This is a genomic window from Cypionkella sp. (assembly GCF_030652235.1).
GTDB lineage: Bacteria > Pseudomonadota > Alphaproteobacteria > Rhodobacterales > Rhodobacteraceae > Cypionkella.
In genome coordinates this window covers 59,010-82,670 of the sequence record NZ_JAUSBA010000051.1, presented here as the reverse complement: position 1 = coordinate 82,670, position 23,661 = coordinate 59,010, and the positions used below count along the sequence as shown (strand labels likewise).

Below are 23,661 nucleotides of genomic sequence, written 5' to 3'. Positions count from 1 at the left end.
GGCGCATAAGTCGTTTACAGAACCGGAACATGTCGGTTTTGTCGATTATGCGGCGTATTCGGGGGGCGAGGTCTGCTTCGTTCACGTCATAAGCTTAGCAAAACAGCGCCGCGTAGGCGGCTGAGGATGGAGATTGCGATGAGCGATGTTGCAGAAGCTGGTGGTCGACGGGCACGGGGTGGTGGTGGGGCAACCCGGAGGGCAGAGCGCACGGCGGTCAGTTTCGAGACCGCGAAATACATCCAGCGCAACATCCCGAACTTTGAGATCCTCAACGAGGAAGCCTTGCAGATCATCGAATACAATGCGGAAACCGTGTTAGAAGAGATCGGCGTCAACTTTATCGAGAATGAAGCGGCGCTGGTGCGCTGGCGCGAAGCGGGTGCGGATGTGCGCGGCGAGCGGGTGCATATTCCGCGTGGGCTGGCGCGTAAGTTGTGTTCGACTGCACCGAAAACCTTCACCCAATACGCCCGCAACCCAGAGCGCAATGTCGAGGTTGGCGGCCGCAATCTGGTGCTGGCCCCGGTTTACGGCCCGCCTTTCGTGCGCGATATCGCAGGCGGGCGGCGCTATGCCACGCTGGACGATTTCCAGAAATTCGTGAAGCTGGGCTATATGTCGAAATGGTTGCACCATTCGGGCGGCACCGTTTGCGAGCCGACCGATGTTCCGGTGAACAAGCGCCACCTTGATATGCTGCGCGCGCATATGGTGCTGTCGGACAAGCCCTATATGGGTTCGGTGACGGAACCGTCGCGGGCGGCAGATTCGGTGGAAATGTCTAAGCTGTTGTTCGGCGCAGATTTTGTTGACCAGAACACGGTGATGACCAGTCTGATCAACATCAACTCGCCGATGACCTTTGACGGCATCATGATGGGGGCTTTAGAGGTTTACGCATCGAACAACCAAGCCTCGATCGTGTCGCCGTTCATCGTGGGCGGTGCCATGGCTCCGGTGACGGTAGCGGGCACGCTGACGCAGGTTTTGGCGGAAATTTTGGCGGGGGTTTCGTATTCCCAACTTGTTCGCCCCGGATCGCCAGTGATCGCGGGCGCATTTGTGACCTCAATCGACATGAACTCGGGCGCCCCGACCTTTGGCACCCCGGAAGCCTCGCATATCACCTATGGCGTCGGGCAGTTGGTGCGGCGCTTGGGGCTGCCGTATCGCTCGGGTGGGTCGTTCTGCGGATCGAAACTGCCGGATGCGCAGGCGGCATATGAGACGGCGAACAGCCTGAACATGGCGCTGCTGGCGGGGGTGAACTTCATGCTGCACGCTTGCGGTTGGCTGGAGGGTGGTCTGGTCAGCTCTTACGAGAAATTCGTGATGGATGCCGATCAGTTGGGCACTTTGCACCATCTGGCGCAGGGCATCATGATGGACACCAACGGGCAGGCGATGGACGCGATCCGCGAGGTTGGCCCCGGCGGTCACTATTTGGGCTGCGAGCATACCCAAGCCAACTTTAAAACTGCGTTCTGGCGCTCGGATCTGTTCGACTACAAACCGTTTGAGACTTGGGCCGAGGAAGGCGCGCGCGACACGCAGACCTTGGCGGCGGAGCGGGTGAAGAAGATGCTCGGCGATTATGTCGCTCCTGCGATTGACGACGGCGTGCGGGAAAGTATCGACGAATATGTGGCGAAGAAGAAGGCATCAATGCCAGATGCGTTTATGTGATCGGATCAGCCGATCTTGAAAAGGCCCGCATCGCTGCGGGCCTTTTGCTATTCGGGTGGCTTGGTCAGATCGCTTTGGGCGCGCGCGGCAGCAGCCGCACCTCGGCGATTAAGGCGATCAGCACCTCAATATGGCGTGATACCGAATAGCTGGCCTCGCCGCTGACTCGGATATCCTCCAGCCGTTCCTCCTCGGCCAACAACCGCGTCACCGCGCGCTCAGGCGAGGGGGTGCTATCCACCAAGCGCTTCAGATCACGGTCGCGGCGGTAATCCAGCACGCCACAACGGGCGGCGCGGATCAACATCCGGGGGCGCTTCAGGGTTTCAAGCAAAGCGCGGAAATCGGTCATTTGGCAAGGCCTCCATAAGTGGTGGCGCCTGCATAGCACGCCACAACTGGGCGTTGCGCAAAGCCGAGTTGCAGCGCGCGGAAGCTTCCGGGATTGTTTAAGATTTATAAACAATTATCGGCAAAGGCTCAGAAATTAACGATTGGGTAATCAATGCCTTCCACGCTTGTTAACGTTTCGGCAAGGTTTGATCAGGAAGGCGCTGCGGCGCGGCAAAACAAGATGCAAAGCAATCTCTCTCCCCTGCAGTGCCTGCCCGGATGGCTACCAGACGCCGTGCGGCTTTATCTGGACCATACCGAAGATGGTCAATCTTATCGGGCGCTTGCGCGACGCGAGGGCCGTCATGCCTCGACCGTGATGCGCGCGGTGCGCCGCTATGAGACCCGGCGCGATGACCCTTTGCTGGATGAAGCGCTGGCCGCCCTGACCAGCGCCCCTGCGCCAAACCTGCCCCAGATCAATAAGGATGACGACGCCATGACAGCCCCTTTGCGCCCGCAGAACATTGTTGCCGATGAAGCGACAATCACCTCAGAGGGCAAACGTATTTTGCGCCGTCTGGTTGAACCGGGAGCGGTGCTGGCCTTTGCGCCGGACATGGAAAAAGCCGTGGTGATGCGCGAGTTTCCTGATGGGCATACCGCACGGACGGCGGTGGTGGAACGGGTGATCGCGCAGGCATTCGCACTGAAAGATTGGATTTCCTGCCGCAAGCCGGGGCGAGTGGCGACCTATGAGATCAGCAGCACCGGACGGGCGGCGTTGAAACGGATGGTCGATGATGATGCGCGCGCCGGGGGCTTTGCCGAGGCACAAACCGCGTTTGGCGGTCAACACCGCGAATGGGACAGTCGGACGGTTGCCGACGAGGACGGCCCACGCCGCATCCGCTACAATTTGGCGGAAAGCCCGGTTTCCGTGCTCGGGCGTAGGCGCGACAAGGACGGCAAGCTGTATCTGGAACCCGAATTGGTGGTGGCCGCCGAACGTCTGCGCGAGGATTTTGAACTGGCACAGATGGGGCCGCGGGTGGCGCAGAATTGGGAGCGGTTTTTGACCGGGGCCGACCGTGGCAGTTTCCATGCCGAGGCGGGCGGAGCGGAAGGGCCGCGTGCTGCACGGGATCGGGTCGCGGCAGCCTTGCGCGATCTGGGGCCGGGGCTTGGCGATGTGGCGCTGCGGGTGTGTTGCTTTCTGGAAGGCATCGAGACCGCCGAGCAGCGTCTGGGCTGGGCGGCGCGCTCGGGCAAGGTGGTGTTGCGGATCGCGTTGCAACGCTTGCGGTGGCATTTTGATGAGACTTACGGCAAATCGGGGCCGCTGATTGGGTGAGCCGTGCCCCGGCTGTGCCGGGGAAAAGCCCTCCAGTGGAGGGTTCTTCGCGGTGAGCAGGCGCGCACGCTTGCGCGCCCCGGCGGCCGAAGGCCTCAACCCATGCGCGCCCTTAAGCCCCCAGCCCTTTTGCCAGCAATGTCAGCGACACCACGCTCAACCACACCGAAGCCCCGCGCCGGATCCACAGCATCGCACCAGCTTCGCCGCCCGAAACGCCGCCCAACCACGCGCCAAACCCGGCCCATCCCGTCGCTACCGCCACCACCAAAGTCGAAAACAGCACCAGATGGGGCCCAAGCGCATCCGGCGAAGGCAATAAAACCAGCCCGAAAATCAACGTTTTTGGATTGAGCATCGTGGTGGTGAACACCAAAGCCGTGCTGACCCTTTGCCCACCACGCCGCCCGGTTTGCGGCAACCACAGCTTGATTGCCAGCCACGCCACCCACAGCCCTGCCGCAATCGCCACCAGGGCCCGCGCGCGCGGCGCATCGTGCAACACCGCAACGCCAACCAGCGCCAACGGCACCACCATGACCAGATAACCCGCCAGCTCTGCCGGGATCAGCCGCAAAGCAGACCGCCAGCCGCGCTCGGCTCCGGCCAGAAACAGCAAGGTATTGGTCGGGCCCGGCGTGATCAGCAGCACAAGCACGGCGAGGGTGAGATCTATCATGGTCATCGACTTTCCTAACGCGGCGAAGGTAACGCGCCCATGACCCAGATCAACCGGAAATGAATACTGGGGCCGGGTTCACGCCAACCCTGTTACGTTGATGCCAAAGCGATGCCAGTAAAGCCAATCTCAGCCCCGCCAATAACTGCCGCCCCACGGCCAAGCTGCATGAAAAGCGCAGTTCCCAGCGCCACGGCATTTGGTTTTTTTCCCATTTCAAATCCTTACCCTTGTTAAGCCTGCATGGGCCTGCGGCGGGGAACTCCGTTGCCAAGCCCTGTCAGGCAGACTATTTAAGGTCCATAGCTGTTTCAGGGGGGAAAACCGTTGCGCGATCTCAAGCTACCGGATCAACGTCACCCCGAAAAGGCGCATAAGCCCGACAATGCGCAGCCGAAAAAGCCCGATTGGATTCGCGTCCGCGCGCCAACCTCGGAAGGCTACAAACGCACACGGGATATTCTGCGTGAGAAAAAGCTGGTGACGGTCTGCGAAGAGGCCGGTTGCCCGAACGTCGGCGAGTGCTGGAGCCAAGGCCACGCCACCATGATGATCATGGGCGAGATTTGCACCCGGGGCTGTTCGTTCTGCAACATCGCAACCGGCAAGCCGAACAATCTGGATGCGTTCGAGCCGGGGCGCGTCGCCCATGCCGTGGCCGAATTGGGCCTGAACCATGTGGTGATCACCTCGGTGGACCGCGACGATCTGGAGGATGGTGGGGCCGAGCATTTCGCCCAGACCATCCGCGCCATCCGCCACCGCGCGCCCGGCACCACGATTGAAATTCTGACACCGGATTTCCTGAAATGCCCACCTTCTGCGCTGGAAAAGGTGGTCGAGGCCCGTCCGGATGTGTTCAACCACAACCTTGAAACCGTGCCCGGGCTTTACCCAACGGTGCGTCCCGGCGCGCGCTATTTCCACAGCTTGCGGCTGCTGCAGAAGGTGAAAGAACTCGACCCGACTTTGTTCACCAAATCCGGCATCATGGTGGGCTTGGGTGAAGACCGCCAGGGCGTGCATCAGGTGATGGACGACATGCGCGCCGCCGATGTCGATTTCCTGACCATCGGCCAGTACCTGCAACCAACGCCAAAACATCACCGGGTGGATCGGTTCGTGACGCCAGATGAATTCAAAAGCTACGAGCAAACGGCGTTTGGCAAGGGCTTTTTGATGGTGTCGGCCACACCGCTGACCCGCTCCAGCTATCACGCCGGCGACGATTTCGCCCGGTTGCGGGAAGCAAGGCTGAAAAAACTGGGCCGCGCCTAAAAGTTGAGGGGGGCCTTGCCCGGCCCCCCCCAAAAGATCAGCTTTCCGGCTGACGATAGGCCTTGTGGCAGGCCGAGCACGCGCCGCCCAACTGCGCCATGCTGGCTTTGATCGCATCAGCATCCGTCGCCGCCGCCGTTTGCATCATCGCGGTGGCATTGTTCAGATCGGTGATCTTGGCCAGAAAATCATCCTGCTTGGCCCAGATATCTGCCAAGGCATAGCTGTCAGCGGATTTGCCATTTTCCGACCCCGCTGGAAACTGCGCCATCGAGATCACCGAGGCAATCGCCGCCACATTCGCCGCCGCTTTGGTCGCCGAGGTCTTGTCATAGGCCACCTCGCCCTTGGCCATGCCGCCCAAAGTGCCCAGATCAGAGGCCATTTGCAGCATCAAGCCATGCCGGGTTTCCACCGCATCTTTGAACGGATCTTCGGCATCCTGCGCATAGACGCCAAACGCCGTCAGCGCCGCCATCGTGGTAAAGGCAATAAGACGTTTTTTCATGGATTACTCTGCTTGCAAAGCGCCGATCTGGGCGCGGCCTGCCCGGAGCAGGGCGCTGCCGGTTGCGTGCACGCTTGCGCAGCCACGGGGCAGCCGCAAGGGGTGGCAGATGCAGCGCCCGTGCTAAAGGCTTAAAGTACACAAAGAGTTTACAGCCGATCCACGCTTATGCCAAAGGCTTATGCATCAGGCTTGGGGATGTGGCTTCAGGTCGGTGGCAGGAAAGCTTGATAGTGCGCCTGAAATGCAGCCAGCGCCTCAAGGCGCGCACTCAATCGGTGCAGGTTTGGCAGGCTTGCGGGGTCAATCAACCCCGGATGCGCCTCGGTGACAAAGCGCCACGCACAGCCCACCGCGATATCGGCGTGGCTGAGCGGCCCGAACCAATAGGGGTTCTTATCTTGCTCCGAAACAGCACGCCCAGCCAGATCCGACTCAAGTGCTGCCAACACCGCACCGATTTGGGTACGGCAGCGCGCGTCAAAGCTGGGCGAGATCGCCTCATGCATCGCGCGTTCATAGAACAGGCTGACCGCCTTATCCGCCAGCCCACAGGCCAAGCCTGCCACTTTCAGCACCCGATGCCTTGCGGGCTCCGTGCGCGGAAACAGCGGTTGCTCGACCAGCCCATCCAGATAGTCCAAGATCATATGGCTGTCGGTCAACACAAAGCCATCCTCCAGCACCAAAACCGGCACCCGTGTCAGCGGGTTGTACGCGCGCAACCGATCCGCGTCGCCAAACGACGACCACGGGCGATGCTCAAACGCCATGCCATAAAGCGTCAGGGCCACGCCCACCCGGCGCACGAACGGGCTGTCATATTGGCCGATCAGGATCATTCAGTTCACCGCAGGCACCAGTTGCAGATACGCCGCCACCGCGCGGCGATCCGACTCGGGCAGCTTCGCCATATTCTCCACCACATGCGCCATATGGCCACCAACAGAGTCAAACTCCGGCGTGAAGCCCGAGGTCAGATATTCCACCACATCCGCCGCGCTCCACGTCAGTTTGCCCGGCGTGATGTTCGGGATGCGGCCCTTGCCATTCGGGTTGGGCGCCCCTGACAGCCAAGCCGCGCGTTGCAAGCCGCCCAAAGCATTGCGTGGCGTGTGACATTCACCGCAATGCGCCAAAGCCTCGGCAATGTAGCGGCCTCGGGTTTGTTCGGGCGTCAGATCGCCCGCGATCACCCAGTCGGTTTTTTCAAACAGCAGCTTCCAGATTCCCAAACTGCGCCGGATGTTGAACGGAAAGCCGATCTGATGCGGCTTGCTCGGCTCGGCCGAGACAGGCAACCCGTCCATGAAGGTTTTCAAATCCGCCACATCCTGCGGCACCATCTTGTTATAGGCATTATAGGGCAGGGCGGGGTAAAGATGCTCGCCTTGCTTGCCCACGCCCTGCGTCACCGCATTGGCAAATTCCACCAGCGTCCAGCCGCCGATGCCCTGCACCGGATCGGATGAGATATTGGGGGCCACAAAGGTGCCGAAGGCCGAAGGGAATTCCTGCCCGCCCGCCAAAACCAACTCCTCCGCGCCCTTGGCATCCGCGGCCATGTGGCACGAGGCACAGCCCGCCGCCCAGAACACCAACTCCCCCTTGGCCGCATCGCCTTTTAGCCCGTCATACAGCGCGACATCGACCGAATGCGGCGCCGACAGCAGCAAAAACCCGCCAAACCCCAAAAGTGCAACGGCTAAAACGGCAGAGAGCAGACGCGACATGGCACTGACCTTTGAAGGGCTTAGCCATCTGGCTTGGCCAATTCTGCCGCACGTTACACCAGAATAGGTGTTTGGGAAGGGCGATTTTGGCACAACGTTGTCGAAGGCCAGTTCTAGCGCAACTTGGTCTTGCCATTCACCGTCAGCCAGTCTGGCCAACCCCAGACATGCTCAATGCCAAACAGAATAAGACACAAAATCCCCACGCCCAGCATCAGCTTCACCCGTCCCATCGACGGCGGACGGCGCGCCCAGCGTGCCATACGGATCAGCCAGATCGGATTCATCAATCTGTAAACCGCACTTTGCCGATGTAAGGCAGGTTGCGGTTTCGCTGCGCAAAATCAATGCCATAGCCTACGACGAACTCATCGGGGATCTCAAACCCGGTCCAAGTCGCCTTGATATCGACCTCACGCCGGGTCGGTTTGTCGAGCAAAGCGCAGACCTCCAACCGATGCGGTTGCCGCGACATCAGCAGGTTTTTCACATGATGCAGGGTGAAGCCGGTATCGACGATATCCTCGACCACCAGCACATCCTCGCCCGCAATCTCACCGCGCAGATCCTTCAAAATCCGCACCTCGCGGCTGGAATGCATCGCGTCGCCGTAAGAACTCGCCTCAAGGAAATCCACCTGCACCGGCAGATCAATCTCACGCACCAGATCGGCGACGAACACGAAAGACCCGCGCAACAGACCGACCACGATCAGCTTGTCGCACCCCTTGTAATGTTCGGTGATCTCGCGCGCCAATGCCTCGACCCGCGCGGCAATCGCCTTGGCCGAGATCATTTGGTCGATGACATAAGGACGCGTCTGCATGGGGGCCTCTTGATTTCCGTTGGTTTTCTAACCAATACCTGCGCTTAAGTCACGCGATAGGTTACCTGTGCCGCATCACCATGAGTCCAAGCAGCTGCCGTATCAAGCCGTACAAATGTACGACCTTGTCGCTGATGTCGCGCGCTACCCCGAATTCCTGCCCTGGACCGCCGCCGCCCGCATCCGCTCGCGCTCGCCGATCGCAGGCGGCGGCGAGGTGATGCAGGCCGATCTGGTGATCAGCTTCAAAGTCTTTCGCGAGAAATTCGGCAGTCGCGTCACCCTGCTGCCCGCTGAGTCCAAAATCCTCACCGAATACATCGACGGCCCGTTCAAGCATCTGAAATCCATCTGGACGTTCAAAGACACACCCAGCGGCTGCGACGTCTCGTTCACCGTCGATTTCGAATTCCGCAACCCGATCCTTGCTGGTCTGATCGGTCTTGTGTTCAACGAAGCGATGACCCGCGTGGTGCGCGCGTTTGAGGTGCGGGCAGCGAAACTCTACGCCCCGACAAAACCGTAAAACTTATCTAAAATTTTTCATCTGTTCTAAAATATCCCGGGGTGTGGAGCTGGCCCCACTCTGACACCTGCCGCTCAATCCATCGCTCGCAGCAACAATCCCAACGCATGATCCCGCGCCGCGATCCGCACCCGGTCCCGCCCCAAAGCGCCAAACTCCACCGTCTCCACCACCACGGCCTTTCCCTTCAAAGCCAGCCCAAAGCACACCCGCCCCTCGGGCTTGAACTCCGACCCACCCGGCCCGGCAATCCCGGTGGTCGATACCGCCAGATCGGCCTGCGAATGGCGCAAAGCCCCCTCGGCCATAGCGCCAGCCACCGCTTCCGACACTGCGCCAAACTCAGCCAACAGCGCTGGCGAAACCCCCAACATGTCGATCTTCGCCTGATTGGAGTAGGTCACAAACCCACGGTCGAACATGTCTGACGATCCCGCCACATCAGTCAGCGCCGCCGCCACCATACCGCCGGTGCAGCTTTCGGCGGTTGAAATCCGATAGCCCCAGTAGCGCGCCAACCGCAGCAGTTCAGACATGGATCACCTCATCAAGATCATCGGGATGTGATAGGCCGCCGCCGCCACAATCGTCGCCCCCCCAGCAAACAACCCCGCCCAGAGATCGTCAAGCATCACCCCCGCCGGATCATGCCTGCGATCCGCCCGGCCAATGATCCACGGCTTCCAGATGTCGAACAACCGGAAGAACAAAAACGTGGCAATCGGGGCAGGGTAGGGCAGGAACCCCTCATGCCCGCGTCCCCAGAAAGCGGCCGAGGAAAACAGCAGCGCAATCCACTGTCCCGCCACTTCATCAATCACGAACTCGGAAGGATCGGCGGATGGCGTATCGCGCAACTCCACCGAAACCGCCCAGAACCCCAAGGCGGTGACGGCGACGGTTGCCACCAGCAACACGGGGAAACCCAAGTAGCGGTCGATCAGTAGCGCCATTATCACCGCCACCAGTGATCCCCACGTCCCCGGCGCAGGCCGCAGCAACCCCGCGCCAAACCAGATCGCCAGAACCCGCGTCACCCTCATGCCCGTACCAAAGCGCAAGTGGCCATGGCCGCGATGCCTTCCTCACGGCCGGTAAAGCCCAGCCGCTCCGAGGTGGTCGCCTTCACAGAAATCCGCTCCACCGCCACCTCCATAACGCCCGCCAAAGCCTCCCGCATTGCTTCTGCATGCGGCCCCACCTTGGGCCGCTCGCAGATCAACGTCACATCGCAATTCGCCAAAGCAAACCCCTTCGCCCGCGCCAATCGCATCGCATGGGCGAGGAAAATCTTGCTCTCCGCCCCCTTCCATTGCGGGTCCGAGGGCGGGAAATGCCGGCCAATATCACCCTCGGCCAATGCGCCATAGATCGCGTCCGTCAAAGCATGCATCCCCACATCGGCATCCGAATGGCCCAAAAGCGCGCGGCTATGCGGCACCTTCACCCCACAGAGCCACACACCGTCACCGTCACAATATGCATGCACATCAAAGCCGTTGCCCACCCGCAGATCCATCTGCCGCCCCTTTAAGATCGCCTCAGCCCGCGCGAAATCGCCGGGATAGGTCAGTTTCAAGTTTTCCTCATCGCCCGCGACGATCACCACATCCAAGCCATGCTCACGCGCCACCGCCACATCATCGGCAGCCTCGCCCGGATGCGCCCTATGTGCCGCGAGGATCGCTTCATACCGAAACCCCTGCGGCGTCTGTGCGCGAAACAACCCCTCGCGCGGCACCGTGCCCACCACCAGCCCGGCATCCCCGCGCCACAGAGCATCCGTCACCGCAAGCGCCGGGGCCGCTCCATCTGCCTGATCGAGCGCCGCAATCACCCGATCAATGACCGCCGCGGACACCAAAGGCCGCGCGCCGTCATGGATCAATACGCGCGAAACCCCACACCCCGCCAACGCCTCAAGCGCATTGCGCACCGAAGCCGACCGCGAGGCCCCGCCCTCGACGATCAGCACATCCAGCCCCAAGCCTTCGGCCCGCCCGCGATCCTCAGGATGCACCACCAGCACCCGCAGCATGCCCTCAAACGCCGCCAGTGCATGCGCCGCCACCGCCACACCGCCCAGAAGCTGCCATTGCTTAGGCTGGCCGCCCCCGGCACGCAAACCGCGCCCCGCAGCGGTGATGATCGCAGCTGTTGTCATGCTGTTTCCTTTTCGCCCTATCTAAGCCAGTGGTGCAATCCTGACAATCTGCCCCAGCCAATGCCCAACTGGTCGCGAAATGCAGCATGACAGCCTAATATTTGTGCATTGCTTAGAAATAGGGCATAAAGGGGAAGGCCAACCCTTGGCGAACCCCCCGCCCAAGCGCATGTTTCAGCCAAAGGAGCCGCAATGTCCCTGTCATTAGGCGCACTCTCTCTACACCCCCCGGTGATTCTGGCACCGATGGCGGGCATCACCGATCTACCATTCCGGCGGATGGTGGCGCGCTTTGGTGCGGGCCTTGTGGTGTCTGAAATGATCGCGTCGGAAGAAGTGATGAAGGCGCAACCCTTGGCCCGCGCCCGCGCCGAACTGGGGTTTTCCGAGGCCGCCACTTCCGTGCAGCTTGCAGGCCGCGATCCCTATTGGATGGCCGAGGCCGCGCGCTATGTGCAAGACCAAGGCGCGCAGGTGATCGACATCAACATGGGCTGCCCCGCCAAACGCGTGACGGCTGCGGGTGGCAATGGCGCTTGCGGTTCGGCCCTGATGAAGGAACCTGAACTGGCGCTTGCGCTGATCGAAGCAGTGGTCAATGCGGTGGCCGTCCCAGTGACGCTGAAAACCCGCCTTGGCTGGGATGATCAAAGCCTTAACGCGCCGCAAATCGCCAAATCCGCCGAAGGGGCAGGGGTGCAAATGATCACCATCCACGGCCGCACCCGCTGCCAGTTCTACAAGGGCCGCGCCGATTGGGCCGCCATCGCTGCGGTGAAAGCCGCCGTGTCGGTGCCGGTGATTGCGAACGGCGATATCATCGACATTGCCACCGCCCGCCAAGCCCTGCACCTATCGCAAGCCGATGGCGTGATGGTCGGTCGCGGCGCGCAAGGCGCACCTTGGCGGCTGGCCGAGATTGCCCACGCGCTTTACGGCACCCCCGCGCCGCACATACCGCAAGGCCACGCCCTCGCCGATCTGGTGATCGAGCATTACGATCATATGCTGGCATTTTACGGACCCGACCTTGGCCTGCGCGTCGCCCGCAAACACCTTGGCTGGTATCTTGAGGCCGCAGGCATCACCACCAACCGCGATGCCATCCTCACCGCCACCATCCACGCGACCGTCCGCAGCCTGATCCGCGACAGCTTCACCGAACCCCGAGAGGTGGCCGCATGACCCAGTTCAACGGCCCCGCGCTTTGGGCGTCTTTGCCGCTGCCCGCCTTGCTGATCGGCCCCACTGGCCTAATTCTCGATGTGAACCCACCGGCTGAGACCTTTCTGAACGCCTCATCCAAAAGCCTCGTCGGCCAACCTCTGCTCGACCGCCTGTCGATTGACGCCCCGATGGAAGAAGCACTCGCCCGCGTCCATGCGCACGAATCGCCTTTGTTTATCGCCGAGGCTGACGTGACCACGGGCGAGCGCGCGCCGGTGCAATGCGCGCTGCAAATGGCCCCGCTGCAAGACAGCGCGGGCTGCGTGCTGCTGCTGATTTCGCCGCGTGAGATTGCCGAACGCTTGGGCCGCTCGATGCAAGTCACCTCTGCCGCGAAATCCGCCATCGGCATGGCCGAAATGCTGGCGCATGAGATCAAAAACCCGCTGGCTGGTATCTCGGGTGCCGCCCAACTGCTGGCGATGGGGCTTAGCCCCGAAGACATGGAACTCACCGATCTGATCGTTGAAGAAACCCGCCGCATTGTCAAACTGCTCGAACAGGTCGAGCAATTCGGCAACCTGCGCCCGCCCGCCCGCCGTGCCGTAAATATCCATGACGCGCTGGATCGCGCCCGTCGCTCGGCCCTCGTCGGTTTTGGCGCACATATGAGCATTGTCGAAGATTATGACCCTTCGCTGCCTGCAACCTTTGCTGACAATGATCAACTGATGCAGGTGTTCCTAAACTTGTTGAAGAACGCCTCGGAAGCCGCTGGTTCTAAAGGTGGAACCATCCGGTTGCACACGTTCTACGACCACAGTTTACGTCGCCGCCGCAAGGACGGTTCCGGCTCCACCCTGCCACTACAGGTTGAGATCATCGACGACGGCCCCGGCATTCCGCCCGGCATCGCCACCGATGTTTTCGAGCCATTTGTGTCTGGCCGCGAAAACGGCACCGGACTTGGCCTCGCCTTGGTGTCCAAAATTATCTCCGATCACGAGGGCTGGATTTCCGTTGATTCCGCCCCAGGTCGCACGGTTTTCCGTATTTCCCTACCGCTCGCACCCCGCGAGTTATCCGAGGAGTCCCACTGATGGATGGCACCATTCTTGTCGCCGATGACGACCGCACCATCCGCACGGTTTTGACCCAGGCGCTGACCCGCGCCGGGTGTAAAGTGCATGCAACCTCCAGCCTGATGACCCTGATGCGCTGGGTCGAAGAGGGCAAAGGCGATCTGGTGATTTCCGACGTGATGATGCCCGACGGCAACGGCCTTGAAGCCCTGCCGCGCATTGCCAAACTGCGCCCCGGCCTGCCGGTGATCGTGATCTCGGCGCAAAACACCATCATGACGGCGATTCAGGCGGCTGAGGCCGAAGCCTTCGACTATCTGCCGAAGCCCTTCGATCTTCCCGATCTGATGAAACGCTCGGCGCGCGCTTTGGATTTGAAGCGTCACGCCCCCAAACCCAACCTGACCCCGCGCGAAATGGGTGATGACCTGCCGCTTGTCGGTCGCACGCCCTCAATGCAAGCGCTGTATCGCCTCGTCGCAAGGGTGATGAACGCCGATCTTCCCGTGCTGATCTCCGGCGAATCCGGCACCGGAAAATCGCTGATCGCGCGGGCCGTTCACGATTTCTCGGATCGCCGCAGCCAGCCCTTTGTCACCGCACAAGCCACTGATCTGGCGGGCGTGGACGGCATCGCAACCCTGCTGGCGCGTTCCAAAGGCGGCAGCCTCGTGCTGGATGAAGTCTCTGATTTCGACGATGACGCGCAGGCGCGTTTGGTCAGGATGCTCGATGTGATGGGCGATCACGCGCCGCGCATCATGGCGACCTCGCAAGCCGATCTGGGCCAAAAGATGGAGGCCGGGGTTTTCCGCAAAGACCTGTTCTACCGTCTCGGCGGCGTCACCCTGCAAGTGCCACCCTTGCGCGAACGTGTCGAAGATATCCCGCTTTTGGCCGAACACTTCCTTGCCCGCGGCGAGCGCGACATGGGCCTGCAACGCCGCCTCTCGCCCGAGGCCATGGCCATCGTGCGCGCCTATCCGTGGCCGGGCAACGTCCGACAGTTGGAGAATCTGCTGAAGCGTCTGCTGGTCACAGCGACCGAGCCGGAAATCTCCAAAACCGAGATCGAACAGGCCCTCGGTGCCACGCAGCCGGTGCAAATCAGCCGATCCGGTGGCATGGACGGCGAAAAATTGTCGGCCTCAGTCGCGCGACATTTACAGCGCTATTTCGATCTACACGGCGGCCAACTGCCGCCACCCGGCGTCTACGACCGGATTTTGCGCGAAATGGAGGTGCCTTTGATCGAAATCGCCCTTGACGCCACGGGGGGCAACCAAGCCAAATGTGCCGATCTGCTGGGCATCAACCGCAATACCTTGCGTAAGAAGATCACAGACCTCGATATCCGCGTGACACGGCGGCGCAAGCTGATGTAAAACCGCCACAGGGCAATGCTTCGCGCGTGACGTGGCGCGAAAAGCACAATGCCTGTGGCGGGAGTGACACTCCGCGTAACAACCGGGGGAAACGTGCAAGGCGCTTACCGCAGTCTCACATGGGCCAAATTGGCGCGCCTGCGCCGGATGCGGCGTGTGCAAAACGGGCTGACGTTTGGCCTCGTATTCCTCGGGCCGATGCTCGCGGTCGCGACCTTCCTTGCGCTGGGGCCGTTCAACCTTGGCGCGTCATCGCAAAACCTGCGGCTGATCCTGCTCATCGACATGGTCTATATTCTGCTGGTGGCGGGCCTTGTATTGGCCAGGGTGATGCGGATGATCGCGGACCGCCGCTCGCAATCCGCAGGTTCGGCGCTGCATTTGCGCCTGACCGGGGTGTTCGCGTTCGTGGCGCTGGTACCGACGATTCTGGTCGCCGTTTTTGCCGTGCTGACGGTGAACATTGGCCTTGAAGGCTGGTTTTCCGACCGCGTCAGCAATGTGGTTTCGGCGTCCTTAACCGCTGCCCAAGCCTATGAAGATGAGCAAACCAAGGCGCTGAAAGACGATGCCTCGGCACTTGGTGCGTTCCTGAACCTCGCGAAACAAAAGACGTTTTTCCTGCAAGACGACCAAGTCCGTCCGATCCTGACCCAAGGCCAAGCCGCTATTCAGCGTGGGATGAAAGAGGTCTATCTGATTGACGGCACAGCCACCCTGAAGACCCGTGGCGAACGCTCCTATCTGTTCGATTTTGAACCGCCAAAGCCCGAGGAACTCAGTAAGGCCAAACAAGGCGAAGTGGTGGTGATCCAAGACTGGGCCAACGATGAATTCCGCGCTTTGGTGCATCTTGATGCATTCGCCGACCGCTATCTCTATGTCGCGCGCAAGGTCGATGGCGGCATTCTGTCGCTGCTGGATGAAACCAAGGAAACCGTGCGGCTCTATCAGCAGTTGGAATCCGAGCGTGGCAAGATTCTGTTCAACTTTGGCCTGTTGTATCTCGGCTTCGCTTTAATTTTGGTCTTGGCTGCCGTCTGGCTGGGCCTTTGGTTCGCCGAACGCCTCAGCCGCCCGGTGGGCCGATTGGCCTATGCGGTGGGTCGCGTCAGCCAAGGCGATCTCGACGTGCAGGTAATCGAAGAAGAAGGCGATGATGAGATTGCCACATTATCGCGCGTTTTCAACCAGATGACGCATCAACTTAAAGGCCAGCGTGAAGCCCTTTTGGAAGGCCACCGCCAAACGGAACAACGCCGCCGCCTGTTTGATTCCGTGCTCTCCAACGTCACCGCTGGCGTGATTGGCTTGGATGCCGAGGGCGATATTGATTTCGCCAACCGCGCCGCCGAACGTCTGCTCGAACTCGCGGACGGTGGTGCCGAGGTGCCACTGGCCGCCGCCGTCCCGGAATTTGCGCCCTTGTTTGAGCGCCTGCGCGAGGTGGGCGGCTCTGTCGTGCAAGAAGAAGTTCGCTTGACCCGCAAGGGCAAGCTAGAAAGCCTTTTGGTCCGCGTCTCGGTGCGACGCAGCGACTCCGGGCGGCTGGAAGGCTATGTTGTGGCCTTCGACGACGTGACCGAACTGGTTTCCGCACAACGCATGGCCGCTTGGGGCGACGTCGCCCGCCGCATCGCACATGAGATCAAAAACCCGCTGACCCCGATTCAGCTTTCCGCCGAACGCATCAAACGCAAATTCAGATCGCAGGTGCAAGACCCCGAGGACCTAGATCAGTATACCGAGGTTATTATACGTCAAACCAACGACTTACGCCGGATTGTGGATGAATTCTCCAAATTTGCCCGCATGCCCGAACCGGACCGACGTGAGACGGATTTAGTGGCTTTGCTGCGCGCCGCCATTATGCTGCAAGAAAATGGCCAACCCACAGTCACCTTCCGCCGGACGTTGATCGAGGGCTCCCTGATGATGGAACTTGACGGCACAATGATCGGGCAGGCGCTGACAAACTTGATTAAGAATGCAGGAGAAGCCATTGAAACCTTGCATGAAAAGTCAAATCCACCAGACCACAAACCGGAAATCCGCGTCAGCTTGACAGTGGACGAGTCTGAAGCGGTTATCCGCATCATGGACAACGGCATAGGCCTGCCACCAGACCGGGCGCGGCTGTTTGAACCCTATGTCACCACCCGTGAAAAAGGCACCGGCTTGGGTCTGCCTATTGTGAAGAAAATCATTGAAGAACATGGCGGTACGCTGACACTTGAAGATGCGCCCGTCTTTGAAAACAACGCCCACGGCGGAGCGATGGCGGTGATCCACCTGCCACGTGCCCCGCGCAAACGGGGCTTGCGCAACACGAGCCAAACCGGCCAGGGGGAAAAATGAGCAATATTCTGATCGTTGACGACGAAAAAGACATCCGCGAACTGATCGGCGATATTCTGAAGGACGAGGGCTATACCATTCGTCTTGCTGCAAATTCCGACGATTGCATGTCCGAGATCAACGCCGAAGCGCCCAGCCTGATGATCCTCGACATCTGGCTGAAAGACAGTCGGATGGATGGCATCGACATTCTGAAAACCGTCAAGCGTGACAACCCGGATATCCCGATCGTAATCATCTCGGGTCACGGTAACATCGAAATCGCCGTGGCCGCGATCAAGCAGGGCGCCTATGATTTCATCGAAAAACCGTTCAACATTGATCAGTTGATGGTGGTGGTCAGCCGCGCCATGGAAACCTCGCGTCTGCGTCGCGAGAACGCTGATCTGCGGCGGCGTGATGTCAGCTCTTCCGAGATGATTGGATCAAGTCCGTCGTTTAGAACTTTGAAATCACAGCTGGAAAAGGTCACTAAGTCCAACGGCCGGGTGATGCTGGCCGGGCCGGCGGGTTCTGGCAAAGAGATGGCCGCGCGCTTCATCCACTCTAATTCCAACCGCGCGAGCGCGCCCTTCATCTCCGTCTCGTCGGCCACGATTGACGCCGACCGGATGGAGGAAGTGCTGTTTGGCCGCGAAACTTCGGATCGCGGTGTTGAAAAAGGCTTGTTGGAACAAGGCCATGGTGGCGTTGTGTACTTTGATGAAGTGGCCGAAATGCCGCTGGGCACGCAATCGAAAATCCTGCGCGTGCTGACCGATCAGCAGTTCATGCGGGTCGGAGGCTCCGATAAAATCCGCGTTGATCTGCGGGTGATTTCCTCGACCAGCCGCGATTTGCGCAGCGAGATCGCCGCTGGCCGGTTCCGGCAAGAGCTGTATGATCGCCTGAACGTGGTGCCCATCGCCGTACCGTCCTTGGCCGAGCGCCGCGAGGATATTCCTGAATTAACAACAACTTTCGTCGATATGTTCCACCGCACCCAAGGTCTGCCGCAGCGCAAACTCACCGAAGAAGCCGAAGCGATGTTGCAGACGATGCAATGGCCGGGCAACATCCGCCAACTGCGCAACGTGATCGAGCGGGTGCTGATCCTGGGCGACGGCACCGGCCCGATTGAGGCGCGCGAGTTGCCGGGGCAGGAAGCGCCAACGGATACCGGCGGGCGCATGGTGCTGGGGGGCGCGATGGCGACCCTGCCTTTGCGTGAGGCGCGCGAAGTGTTTGAACGCGAGTATTTGCTGACCCAAATTAACCGTTTTGGCGGCAATATCAGCCGAACAGCCGGGTTTGTTGGCATGGAACGCTCGGCCTTGCACCGCAAGTTAAAGTCTTTAGGAGTGGTTACCACCGGCAAATCCGGTGGGCGCGGCGACGACGCGGACGAAGACTAAGCCCAGTGTTGCAGAAAGAATCCAAATCAGGAACATCGGCTGCGTATTTAGCGTTTTGCGCTGGAATCTGCCAAGTTTGCGCGACATAGTTAAATATCGGGGCGCGATAGGGCGCGCTTTTCGGTGCGACTGGCGATAAGGATAAAAAAAAATGGCCGCAGACAAACAAAATTTGCAAGACGCGTTTCTCAATCACGTCCGGAAATCCAAGGTTCCGGTGACGATTTTCCTGATCAACGGGGTGAAATTGCAAGGTGTGATCACTTGGTTTGACAATTTTTGCGTGCTGCTCCGCCGCGATGGTCAATCGCAACTGGTCTATAAACATGCGATATCAACCATCATGCCGGGTGGCCCGGTTAACCTATATGAAGGTGAAGACTGATCTCTGATCTGCCAGAAGATGACGATTGGCCGTTTGAAAATGGCCAGATCGACGCCCATTCTACGGCGGCGAAACTTACGCGCGCCTATGTTTTGCACCCCGATCTGAAGTCGGTGAAATCGCGGCGTTTGCCCGAACATGGGCTGGCCGAGGCGGTTAGCTTGGCCGCAGCTCTGCCCGGATTGGAAGTTCTGGGTGCCGAAGTGGTGCGCTTGCCACGGATGCAGCCAGCGACTTTGTTCGGCTCGGGCAAGGTCGAGGACCTTAAGGCCACGATGAATGGGCTTGAGATTGATCTGGTTCTGGTCGATGGTCCGGTGACCCCGGTGCAGCAGCGGAATTTGGAAAAAGAATGGGGCGTCAAACTGTTAGACCGCACCGGTCTGATTCTTGAGATTTTTGCTGACCGCGCCCGCACCCGTGAAGGCGTGCTGCAGGTGGAACTCGCAGCGCTGTCCTACCAACGCACAAGACTTGTCCGCGCCTGGACTCACCTAGAGCGTCAGCGCGGCGGTTTCGGCTTTGTCGGCGGGCCGGGGGAAACGCAAATCGAATCTGACCGTCGGGCGATTGACGATCAGGTCATTCGCTTGAAACGTCAGCTTGACCGCGTTGCCAAGACCCGCGAACTGCACCGCGCCTCGCGCCGCAAAGTGCCGTTTCCGCTGGTGGCTTTGGTGGGCTATACCAATGCCGGAAAATCAACACTGTTTAACCATATGACCGGGGCCGAGGTTTTGGCCAAGGACATGCTGTTCGCCACGTTGGACCCGACGATGCGCGGCGTGGTGCTGCCGTCAGGTCGCAAAGTGATCACCTCGGACACTGTGGGTTTCATTTCCGAACTGCCAACCCAACTCGTCGCCGCCTTCCGTGCCACGTTGGAGGAGGTGCTGGAAGCCGATCTGATCTTGCATGTGCGCGATATCAGCCACCCTGAAACCGCCGAGCAGGCCGCCGATGTGGGTGATATTCTAACGTCTCTGGGCGTCAACAAAGCCGTGCCGATGTTTGAGGTCTGGAACAAGCTCGATCTCGTGGACGCCAGCCAGCGCGAGGCTCTGTTGGTGCAGGCCACCAATCGCGCGGGGGTGTTTCCGGTTTCGGCGCTGACGGGCGAGGGGGTCGATGCCCTTCTTGAAGCGGTATCAACAGCGTTTGAAGAAGAAAAAACCGAGGCTGTGCTTGAGCTTAGCTTCAGTGAGGGTAAGCGGCGGTCTTGGTTACATGATGCTGGAATGGTCCAGCAGGAAACGCAGGACGAATCCGGTTGGCAGATCAGCGTGCTTTGGACGGCAAAGCAGCAAGGCCGTTACCGAGAATTAAAGTAACCGCTGAACAACGCCTCTCAGGGCGTTGTTATTGCGGCGTTTCTGGCGTCAAGATCATATCTCCCACAGCCGCAGCCCGCGCCAATTCGGGGTCCAGCGACATAGGGATATACTCACCCCGCCGCCACAATTCGCTGAGATCATCGTAGAACCGCGACAAAGGATGCCCGGATTGCCCAGTTGCTTGGATGAACACCGAGGAATCCGGGTCGGCGAAATCATAAACCCCGCGGTAGCCGCCAGCATGCACGTTCAGATAAGGGTTCGGCCCGGTGCCTTTGGTGCGACCGCGTAGCAGGGTGGTGTCGCCGCCAGACGTCGATTGCCGGATGTTGACAAAATAGCGCAGCACCGGAACATCGCCCAAAACCGGGTGATCATGCGTCGCCTGATGCGCGTCACCCCAGCGCCAGCTTTCGATGTTCGGGCCGTAAGTCTCGGATAAATCTAGCAAAGCCTGATCCAAGGCAATCCGCGCAATATCGGTGCAAGTCTCAACCGCTGCCGATTGCACCACATCGCACCACACCGACGCGCCACCGATATTGCGGTAAACGCGCTCGATGAATACCGGCTCCGGGTGAGTGAATTGATCCGCCAAGGGGCCGATTTCATCGCGGGTCAGACGGTCTTGCAGCGCGCGCAGCCAAGCCTCGGCGATCAACGGTTCGGGCAGATGTTCGTTCATCTCACCGTTCCATTTTGCCATCAGATCCAAGGCCTTCTGGCGCAGCCGCTCAGGCGTGCCTTCGGCCGCAGGCTCTCCGGTGAACCACAGATCGGCGCCGATCAGCGGCAGCAAATTGCGCGCGGTGGGGCTGACGGTATCCAGCTGCGCCTCAATGAAGCTGTCGCGGGTATGCACCTCACGGGTTTTCATCAGCGCCAGCCAACGCTGAATCCGTTGGGTGTCGCCCCAGTCAAACGACACATGCAGCGGGAAGGGGCGATCCACGGTCTTGTTGTTGGTGTTGCCCAGCAAGCCACTGGTTGGGTTCACAAAACTCGGATTATCAGCATACGGCAGCATCCCGGTCCAGCGGTTTTTGCCCTGCCAACCGGGCGCGGGCATCCGGCCTTGGGTGGCATGCAATGGATCGCGGGCAGCCATCGCACCAATGGTTTGCAGCGCGATGCCGTTCGCATCCGCCAGCATCAGGTTCTGCGAGGGTGCGACGAAGCCTTTGCCCGCCTCAATCGCTTCGGCCACCGAGCCCGCTGACATCAGCTTCATCGCCGCCGTCATCGACGTGTCCGCACCCGACAAAGCCGTCCATTCCAGCGCCGCGACCGATCCTGCGGGGGTCACCGAGGCCAGATCGTAATGCGTCCCCGGCAGGATCGGCCCAGCCTCTGACCAGCGCAGCGTCAGCGTCACCGGATCTTCGCCCTTGATGTTCAAAATCGTCTGCCGCGAGGTGAATTTCTTCGGCCCCTCGGGTGTCAGATACTCCTGCGAATTGGCTGGATTGATTTTTTCGATCACCACATCCTGATCGTCAAGATAGCTCGAGGTCAGCCCCCAACCCAAGCGCTCTGACCGACCGACCAGCACCAGCGGCATTCCCGGTATCGTGCCGCCAATCACCCCACCTGTCGGCAGTTGCAGGCGTGCGAGATACCAGATCGAAGGTGCCGTCAGCCCTAGATGCGGGTCGTTCGCCAACAGCGACCCACCCGCCGCCGCTTTGCCCGGCATCGCGGCCCAAGCGTTCGAGGCCCCGGCAAAATCGCGGGAATGGAATGGCGACAGCGGTGTGTCGAGATAGGCGGTCTTGGTGGTTGCTTGCGCAAAAGCCCCCGGCATCAGGCTGGCGTAGTCAGGCAAAGCGGCGACACCTTGGCCCGGATCATCGGGCAGAATATCCACCAACCGCGCAGGCGGCAGCACCAGCGACATCTGGGCGCGCAAAACCTCATCCTCCAGATGCGAGGACAGTTGCAGCGCCATCAGCTTCAAAATAGCCAGTGAATCCGCAGGCGACCATGCCGCGATCTCATTGGAAAAGAAAAAGAACTCTGGCGCACCCCGGCCGCGCGCACCAAGATTAATCTGCGAAATCCATGCGTTGACGCCCGCTGCGTAAGCCTTCAGCGCCAAAGTCGTACGTTCGTCCTGTACTTTAACCGATTGTTGCGACAACTCGTAGATGTCTAAGCGGCGGACCAATTCGTCAATCTTCACCGTCCGTGGCCCGAAAATCTCGGACAGCCGGCCTTGCGCCGTGCGCCGCAGCATCGTCATCTGCCACAAACGATCCTGCGCATGGGCGAACCCCAAAGCGAAATAGACATCATCTTCGGTCTTGCCAAAAATATGCGGCACGTCGTTGTTATTCCGCACAATTTCCACCGGGGCAGTGATGCCCTTCAGGGTGAAATCCTCGTTGTAATCCGGCAAGCTGCGGGTCAGCACATAATAGACCAACACCCCCGCCAGCAGCCCCAAAGCCATCAGCCCGGTGAAGATGCGCAAAAGCCAGCGAAAGGCGGTCAACATAAGGCGGAGTCCTTGACGGCAATGGTTGCTTGCCTTCCTAGTCCAAAGCCAGATTAGGGGCAATGTGGGGTGAAGCGATCATGGCAAAACTGGCGTTTTTGGGCCTTGGGGTGATGGGCTACCCGATGGCCGGGCATTTGACCGCTAAGGGCCATCAAGTGGTTGTTTACAACCGCAATCCGGCGAAATCGACCGCTTGGGTGGCGCAGCATGGCGGCGCGTCAGCGGCAACCCCGCGTGAGGCCGCGATGGGTGCCGAATTTGTGATGGCCTGCGTCGGCAATGACGACGATCTGCGCAGCATTTGCCTTGGGCAGGACGGCGCGTTTGCCGGCATGAAAGACGCGGTTTTCGTCGATCACACCACGGTTTCGGCGGCGGTGACGCGCGAATTGTCCGCCATCGCGGCCGCCCAAGGCCTTGGCTTCGTCGACGCTCCGGTCTCGGGCGGTCAAGCCGGGGCAGAGAACGGCGTGCTGTCGGTGATGTGCGGCGGCACCCAATCCGACTACGACAAAGCCGAGCCGGTGATCGCCGCCTATGCCCGGATCTGCCGCCGTCTGGGCGAGTCCGGGGCAGGGCAACTGGCCAAGATGATGAACCAAATCGCCATCGCGGGGCTGGTGCAAGGCTTGGCCGAGGCATTGGCCTTTGGCGAGAAAGCGGGTCTGGATGGTGAAGCGGTGGTCGAAGTGATCAGCCAGGGCGCGGCTGGCTCGTGGCAAATGGCCAACCGTCACAAAACCATGCTGAAGGATAAATTCGATCACGGCTTTGCGGTGGACTGGATGCGCAAAGACCTGAAAATCTGTCTCGAAGCCGCCGACCAGATCGGAGCATCCCTGCCAGTGACCGCTTTGGTCGATCAGTTCTATAAAGACGTGCAGCGGATGGGGGGCAACCGCAATGACACCTCCAGCCTGATCCGGCGGCTGAAATAGGGTTAACGAAAGCGGAATGGCATCCGCT

Annotated in this window: 24 protein-coding genes; 12 read left to right on the top strand and 12 right to left on the bottom strand. The window is 60.2% G+C overall.

Going from position 1 to position 23,661, the window contains the following annotated elements; all coding sequences use genetic code 11:
- Positions 1-138 precede the first annotated feature (138 nt).
- On the top strand, positions 139-1,689 hold the full coding sequence (locus Q7V03_RS18235) for a trimethylamine methyltransferase family protein (protein ID WP_304927018.1): 1,551 nt from the start codon (positions 139-141) through the stop codon (positions 1,687-1,689).
- 64 nt (positions 1,690-1,753) lie between these two features.
- Here Q7V03_RS18235 and Q7V03_RS18230 read toward each other — a convergent pair whose 3' ends face one another.
- Positions 1,754-2,041, bottom strand: a complete 288-nt coding sequence (locus Q7V03_RS18230) for a DUF6477 family protein (protein ID WP_304927017.1) — start codon at positions 2,039-2,041, stop codon at positions 1,754-1,756.
- Between the two features lie 222 nt (positions 2,042-2,263).
- On the opposite strand from Q7V03_RS18230, the gene Q7V03_RS18225 reads away from it, so the two are divergent.
- Entirely contained in the window at positions 2,264-3,376 is a 1,113-nt protein-coding gene (locus Q7V03_RS18225; protein WP_304927100.1) for a DUF6456 domain-containing protein, read from the top strand.
- Positions 3,377-3,488: 112 nt separating this feature from the next.
- Here Q7V03_RS18225 and Q7V03_RS18220 read toward each other — a convergent pair whose 3' ends face one another.
- Together Q7V03_RS18220 and Q7V03_RS18215 are read right to left on the bottom strand one after the other, a co-directional pair.
- Positions 3,489-4,061, bottom strand: a complete 573-nt coding sequence (locus Q7V03_RS18220) for a LysE family translocator (protein WP_304927016.1) — start codon at positions 4,059-4,061, stop codon at positions 3,489-3,491.
- Positions 4,062-4,147: 86 nt separating this feature from the next.
- Positions 4,148-4,270, bottom strand: a complete 123-nt coding sequence (locus Q7V03_RS18215; protein WP_304927015.1) for a hypothetical protein — start codon at positions 4,268-4,270, stop codon at positions 4,148-4,150.
- A gap of 112 nt (positions 4,271-4,382) precedes the next feature.
- On the opposite strand from Q7V03_RS18215, the gene lipA reads away from it, so the two are divergent.
- Positions 4,383-5,333, top strand: a complete 951-nt coding sequence (gene lipA, locus Q7V03_RS18210) for a lipoyl synthase (RefSeq protein ID WP_304927014.1) — start codon at positions 4,383-4,385, stop codon at positions 5,331-5,333.
- A gap of 37 nt (positions 5,334-5,370) precedes the next feature.
- On the opposite strand, the gene Q7V03_RS18205 is transcribed toward lipA, so the two are convergent.
- From Q7V03_RS18205 to hpt, 5 genes are all read right to left on the bottom strand, one after another.
- On the bottom strand, positions 5,371-5,841 hold the full coding sequence (locus Q7V03_RS18205) for a cytochrome c (protein WP_304927013.1): 471 nt from the start codon (positions 5,839-5,841) through the stop codon (positions 5,371-5,373).
- Positions 5,842-6,047: 206 nt separating this feature from the next.
- Positions 6,048-6,683: a glutathione S-transferase family protein gene (locus Q7V03_RS18200; protein WP_304927012.1), complete on the bottom strand. Its 636-nt coding sequence runs from the start codon at positions 6,681-6,683 to the stop codon at positions 6,048-6,050.
- Positions 6,684-7,574: a cytochrome c gene (locus Q7V03_RS18195; RefSeq protein ID WP_304927011.1), complete on the bottom strand. Its 891-nt coding sequence runs from the start codon at positions 7,572-7,574 to the stop codon at positions 6,684-6,686. It lies immediately after the preceding gene.
- 113 nt (positions 7,575-7,687) lie between these two features.
- Complete coding sequence (locus Q7V03_RS18190) at positions 7,688-7,861, bottom strand: hypothetical protein (protein WP_304927010.1); 174 nt, start codon at positions 7,859-7,861, stop codon at positions 7,688-7,690.
- A complete protein-coding gene (hpt, locus tag Q7V03_RS18185) occupies positions 7,861-8,400 on the bottom strand; it encodes a hypoxanthine phosphoribosyltransferase (RefSeq protein WP_304927009.1) in 540 nt (179 codons plus the stop codon). The genes Q7V03_RS18190 and hpt overlap by 1 nt, the downstream gene beginning before the upstream one ends.
- 67 nt (positions 8,401-8,467) lie before the next feature.
- On the opposite strand from hpt, the gene Q7V03_RS18180 reads away from it, so the two are divergent.
- Positions 8,468-8,926 (top strand): type II toxin-antitoxin system RatA family toxin, encoded by a 459-nt coding sequence (locus Q7V03_RS18180; protein ID WP_304927008.1) that lies wholly within the window; start codon positions 8,468-8,470, stop codon positions 8,924-8,926.
- A 74-nt stretch (positions 8,927-9,000) separates the two neighbouring features.
- Here the strand turns inward: Q7V03_RS18180 and Q7V03_RS18175 are convergent, their stop codons facing one another.
- From Q7V03_RS18175 to Q7V03_RS18165, 3 genes are read right to left on the bottom strand one after another with little or no spacing between them, the layout of a single operon-like run.
- Positions 9,001-9,462 (bottom strand): CinA family protein, encoded by a 462-nt coding sequence (locus tag Q7V03_RS18175; RefSeq protein ID WP_304927007.1) that lies wholly within the window; start codon positions 9,460-9,462, stop codon positions 9,001-9,003.
- 3 nt (positions 9,463-9,465) lie between these two features.
- A complete protein-coding gene (locus tag Q7V03_RS18170; protein ID WP_304927006.1) occupies positions 9,466-9,969 on the bottom strand; it encodes a phosphatidylglycerophosphatase A in 504 nt (167 codons plus the stop codon).
- Positions 9,966-11,090, bottom strand: a complete 1,125-nt coding sequence (locus Q7V03_RS18165) for a bifunctional 2-C-methyl-D-erythritol 4-phosphate cytidylyltransferase/2-C-methyl-D-erythritol 2,4-cyclodiphosphate synthase (protein WP_304927005.1) — start codon at positions 11,088-11,090, stop codon at positions 9,966-9,968. The genes Q7V03_RS18170 and Q7V03_RS18165 overlap by 4 nt, the downstream gene beginning before the upstream one ends.
- A 192-nt stretch (positions 11,091-11,282) precedes the next feature.
- Between Q7V03_RS18165 and dusB the strand changes: the two genes are divergently transcribed.
- From dusB to hflX, 7 genes are all read left to right on the top strand, one after another.
- Entirely contained in the window at positions 11,283-12,275 is a 993-nt protein-coding gene (dusB, locus tag Q7V03_RS18160) for a tRNA dihydrouridine synthase DusB (protein WP_304927004.1), read from the top strand.
- Complete coding sequence (locus Q7V03_RS18155) at positions 12,272-13,357, top strand: nitrogen regulation protein NR(II) (protein WP_304927003.1); 1,086 nt, start codon at positions 12,272-12,274, stop codon at positions 13,355-13,357. Before dusB ends, Q7V03_RS18155 begins: the two co-directional genes overlap by 4 nt.
- Entirely contained in the window at positions 13,357-14,724 is a 1,368-nt protein-coding gene (locus Q7V03_RS18150) for a response regulator (RefSeq protein WP_304927002.1), read from the top strand. The genes Q7V03_RS18155 and Q7V03_RS18150 overlap by 1 nt, the downstream gene beginning before the upstream one ends.
- Before the next feature lie 147 nt (positions 14,725-14,871).
- Positions 14,872-17,082: a PAS domain-containing sensor histidine kinase gene (locus Q7V03_RS18145; RefSeq protein WP_304927099.1), complete on the top strand. Its 2,211-nt coding sequence runs from the start codon at positions 14,872-14,874 to the stop codon at positions 17,080-17,082.
- Positions 17,079-18,476: a sigma-54 dependent transcriptional regulator gene (locus Q7V03_RS18140; RefSeq protein ID WP_304927001.1), complete on the top strand. Its 1,398-nt coding sequence runs from the start codon at positions 17,079-17,081 to the stop codon at positions 18,474-18,476. The genes Q7V03_RS18145 and Q7V03_RS18140 overlap by 4 nt, the downstream gene beginning before the upstream one ends.
- Positions 18,477-18,627: 151 nt before the next feature.
- Complete coding sequence (gene hfq / locus Q7V03_RS18135; RefSeq protein ID WP_054006118.1) at positions 18,628-18,861, top strand: RNA chaperone Hfq; 234 nt, start codon at positions 18,628-18,630, stop codon at positions 18,859-18,861.
- A gap of 47 nt (positions 18,862-18,908) precedes the next feature.
- Positions 18,909-20,192 carry a GTPase HflX gene (gene hflX / locus Q7V03_RS18130; RefSeq protein ID WP_304927098.1) on the top strand — a complete coding sequence of 428 codons (1,284 nt, stop codon included), beginning with the start codon at positions 18,909-18,911 and terminating at the stop codon, positions 20,190-20,192.
- Positions 20,193-20,220: 28 nt separating this feature from the next.
- On the opposite strand, the gene Q7V03_RS18125 is transcribed toward hflX, so the two are convergent.
- Entirely contained in the window at positions 20,221-22,692 is a 2,472-nt protein-coding gene (locus tag Q7V03_RS18125; RefSeq protein WP_304927000.1) for a penicillin acylase family protein, read from the bottom strand.
- Positions 22,693-22,772: 80 nt separating this feature from the next.
- Between Q7V03_RS18125 and Q7V03_RS18120 the strand changes: the two genes are divergently transcribed.
- Positions 22,773-23,633 (top strand): NAD(P)-dependent oxidoreductase, encoded by an 861-nt coding sequence (locus tag Q7V03_RS18120; protein WP_304926999.1) that lies wholly within the window; start codon positions 22,773-22,775, stop codon positions 23,631-23,633.
- Positions 23,634-23,661 lie beyond the last annotated feature (28 nt).

Excerpts from the sequence above, each read along its gene's own strand:
- Q7V03_RS18235 (WP_304927018.1), top strand. The coding sequence starts at position 139 with ATGAGCGATGTTGCAGAAGCTGGTGGTCGACGGGCACGGGGTGGTGGT.
- Q7V03_RS18230 (WP_304927017.1), bottom strand. The coding sequence starts at position 2,041 with ATGACCGATTTCCGCGCTTTGCTTGAAACCCTGAAGCGCCCCCGGATG.
- Q7V03_RS18225 (WP_304927100.1), top strand. The coding sequence starts at position 2,264 with ATGCAAAGCAATCTCTCTCCCCTGCAGTGCCTGCCCGGATGGCTACCA.
- Q7V03_RS18220 (WP_304927016.1), bottom strand. The coding sequence starts at position 4,061 with ATGACCATGATAGATCTCACCCTCGCCGTGCTTGTGCTGCTGATCACG.
- Q7V03_RS18215 (WP_304927015.1), bottom strand. The coding sequence starts at position 4,270 with ATGGGAAAAAAACCAAATGCCGTGGCGCTGGGAACTGCGCTTTTCATG.
- Q7V03_RS18205 (WP_304927013.1), bottom strand. The coding sequence starts at position 5,841 with ATGAAAAAACGTCTTATTGCCTTTACCACGATGGCGGCGCTGACGGCG.
- Q7V03_RS18200 (WP_304927012.1), bottom strand. The coding sequence starts at position 6,683 with ATGATCCTGATCGGCCAATATGACAGCCCGTTCGTGCGCCGGGTGGGC.
- Q7V03_RS18195 (WP_304927011.1), bottom strand. The coding sequence starts at position 7,574 with ATGTCGCGTCTGCTCTCTGCCGTTTTAGCCGTTGCACTTTTGGGGTTT.
- Q7V03_RS18190 (WP_304927010.1), bottom strand. The coding sequence starts at position 7,861 with ATGAATCCGATCTGGCTGATCCGTATGGCACGCTGGGCGCGCCGTCCG.
- hpt (WP_304927009.1), bottom strand. The coding sequence starts at position 8,400 with ATGCAGACGCGTCCTTATGTCATCGACCAAATGATCTCGGCCAAGGCG.
- Q7V03_RS18175 (WP_304927007.1), bottom strand. The coding sequence starts at position 9,462 with ATGTCTGAACTGCTGCGGTTGGCGCGCTACTGGGGCTATCGGATTTCA.
- Q7V03_RS18170 (WP_304927006.1), bottom strand. The coding sequence starts at position 9,969 with ATGAGGGTGACGCGGGTTCTGGCGATCTGGTTTGGCGCGGGGTTGCTG.
- Q7V03_RS18165 (WP_304927005.1), bottom strand. The coding sequence starts at position 11,090 with ATGACAACAGCTGCGATCATCACCGCTGCGGGGCGCGGTTTGCGTGCC.
- dusB (WP_304927004.1), top strand. The coding sequence starts at position 11,283 with ATGTCCCTGTCATTAGGCGCACTCTCTCTACACCCCCCGGTGATTCTG.
- Q7V03_RS18155 (WP_304927003.1), top strand. The coding sequence starts at position 12,272 with ATGACCCAGTTCAACGGCCCCGCGCTTTGGGCGTCTTTGCCGCTGCCC.
- Q7V03_RS18150 (WP_304927002.1), top strand. The coding sequence starts at position 13,357 with ATGGATGGCACCATTCTTGTCGCCGATGACGACCGCACCATCCGCACG.
- Q7V03_RS18145 (WP_304927099.1), top strand. The coding sequence starts at position 14,872 with ATGCGGCGTGTGCAAAACGGGCTGACGTTTGGCCTCGTATTCCTCGGG.
- Q7V03_RS18140 (WP_304927001.1), top strand. The coding sequence starts at position 17,079 with ATGAGCAATATTCTGATCGTTGACGACGAAAAAGACATCCGCGAACTG.
- hfq (WP_054006118.1), top strand. The coding sequence starts at position 18,628 with ATGGCCGCAGACAAACAAAATTTGCAAGACGCGTTTCTCAATCACGTC.
- Q7V03_RS18125 (WP_304927000.1), bottom strand. The coding sequence starts at position 22,692 with ATGTTGACCGCCTTTCGCTGGCTTTTGCGCATCTTCACCGGGCTGATG.
- Q7V03_RS18120 (WP_304926999.1), top strand. The coding sequence starts at position 22,773 with ATGGCAAAACTGGCGTTTTTGGGCCTTGGGGTGATGGGCTACCCGATG.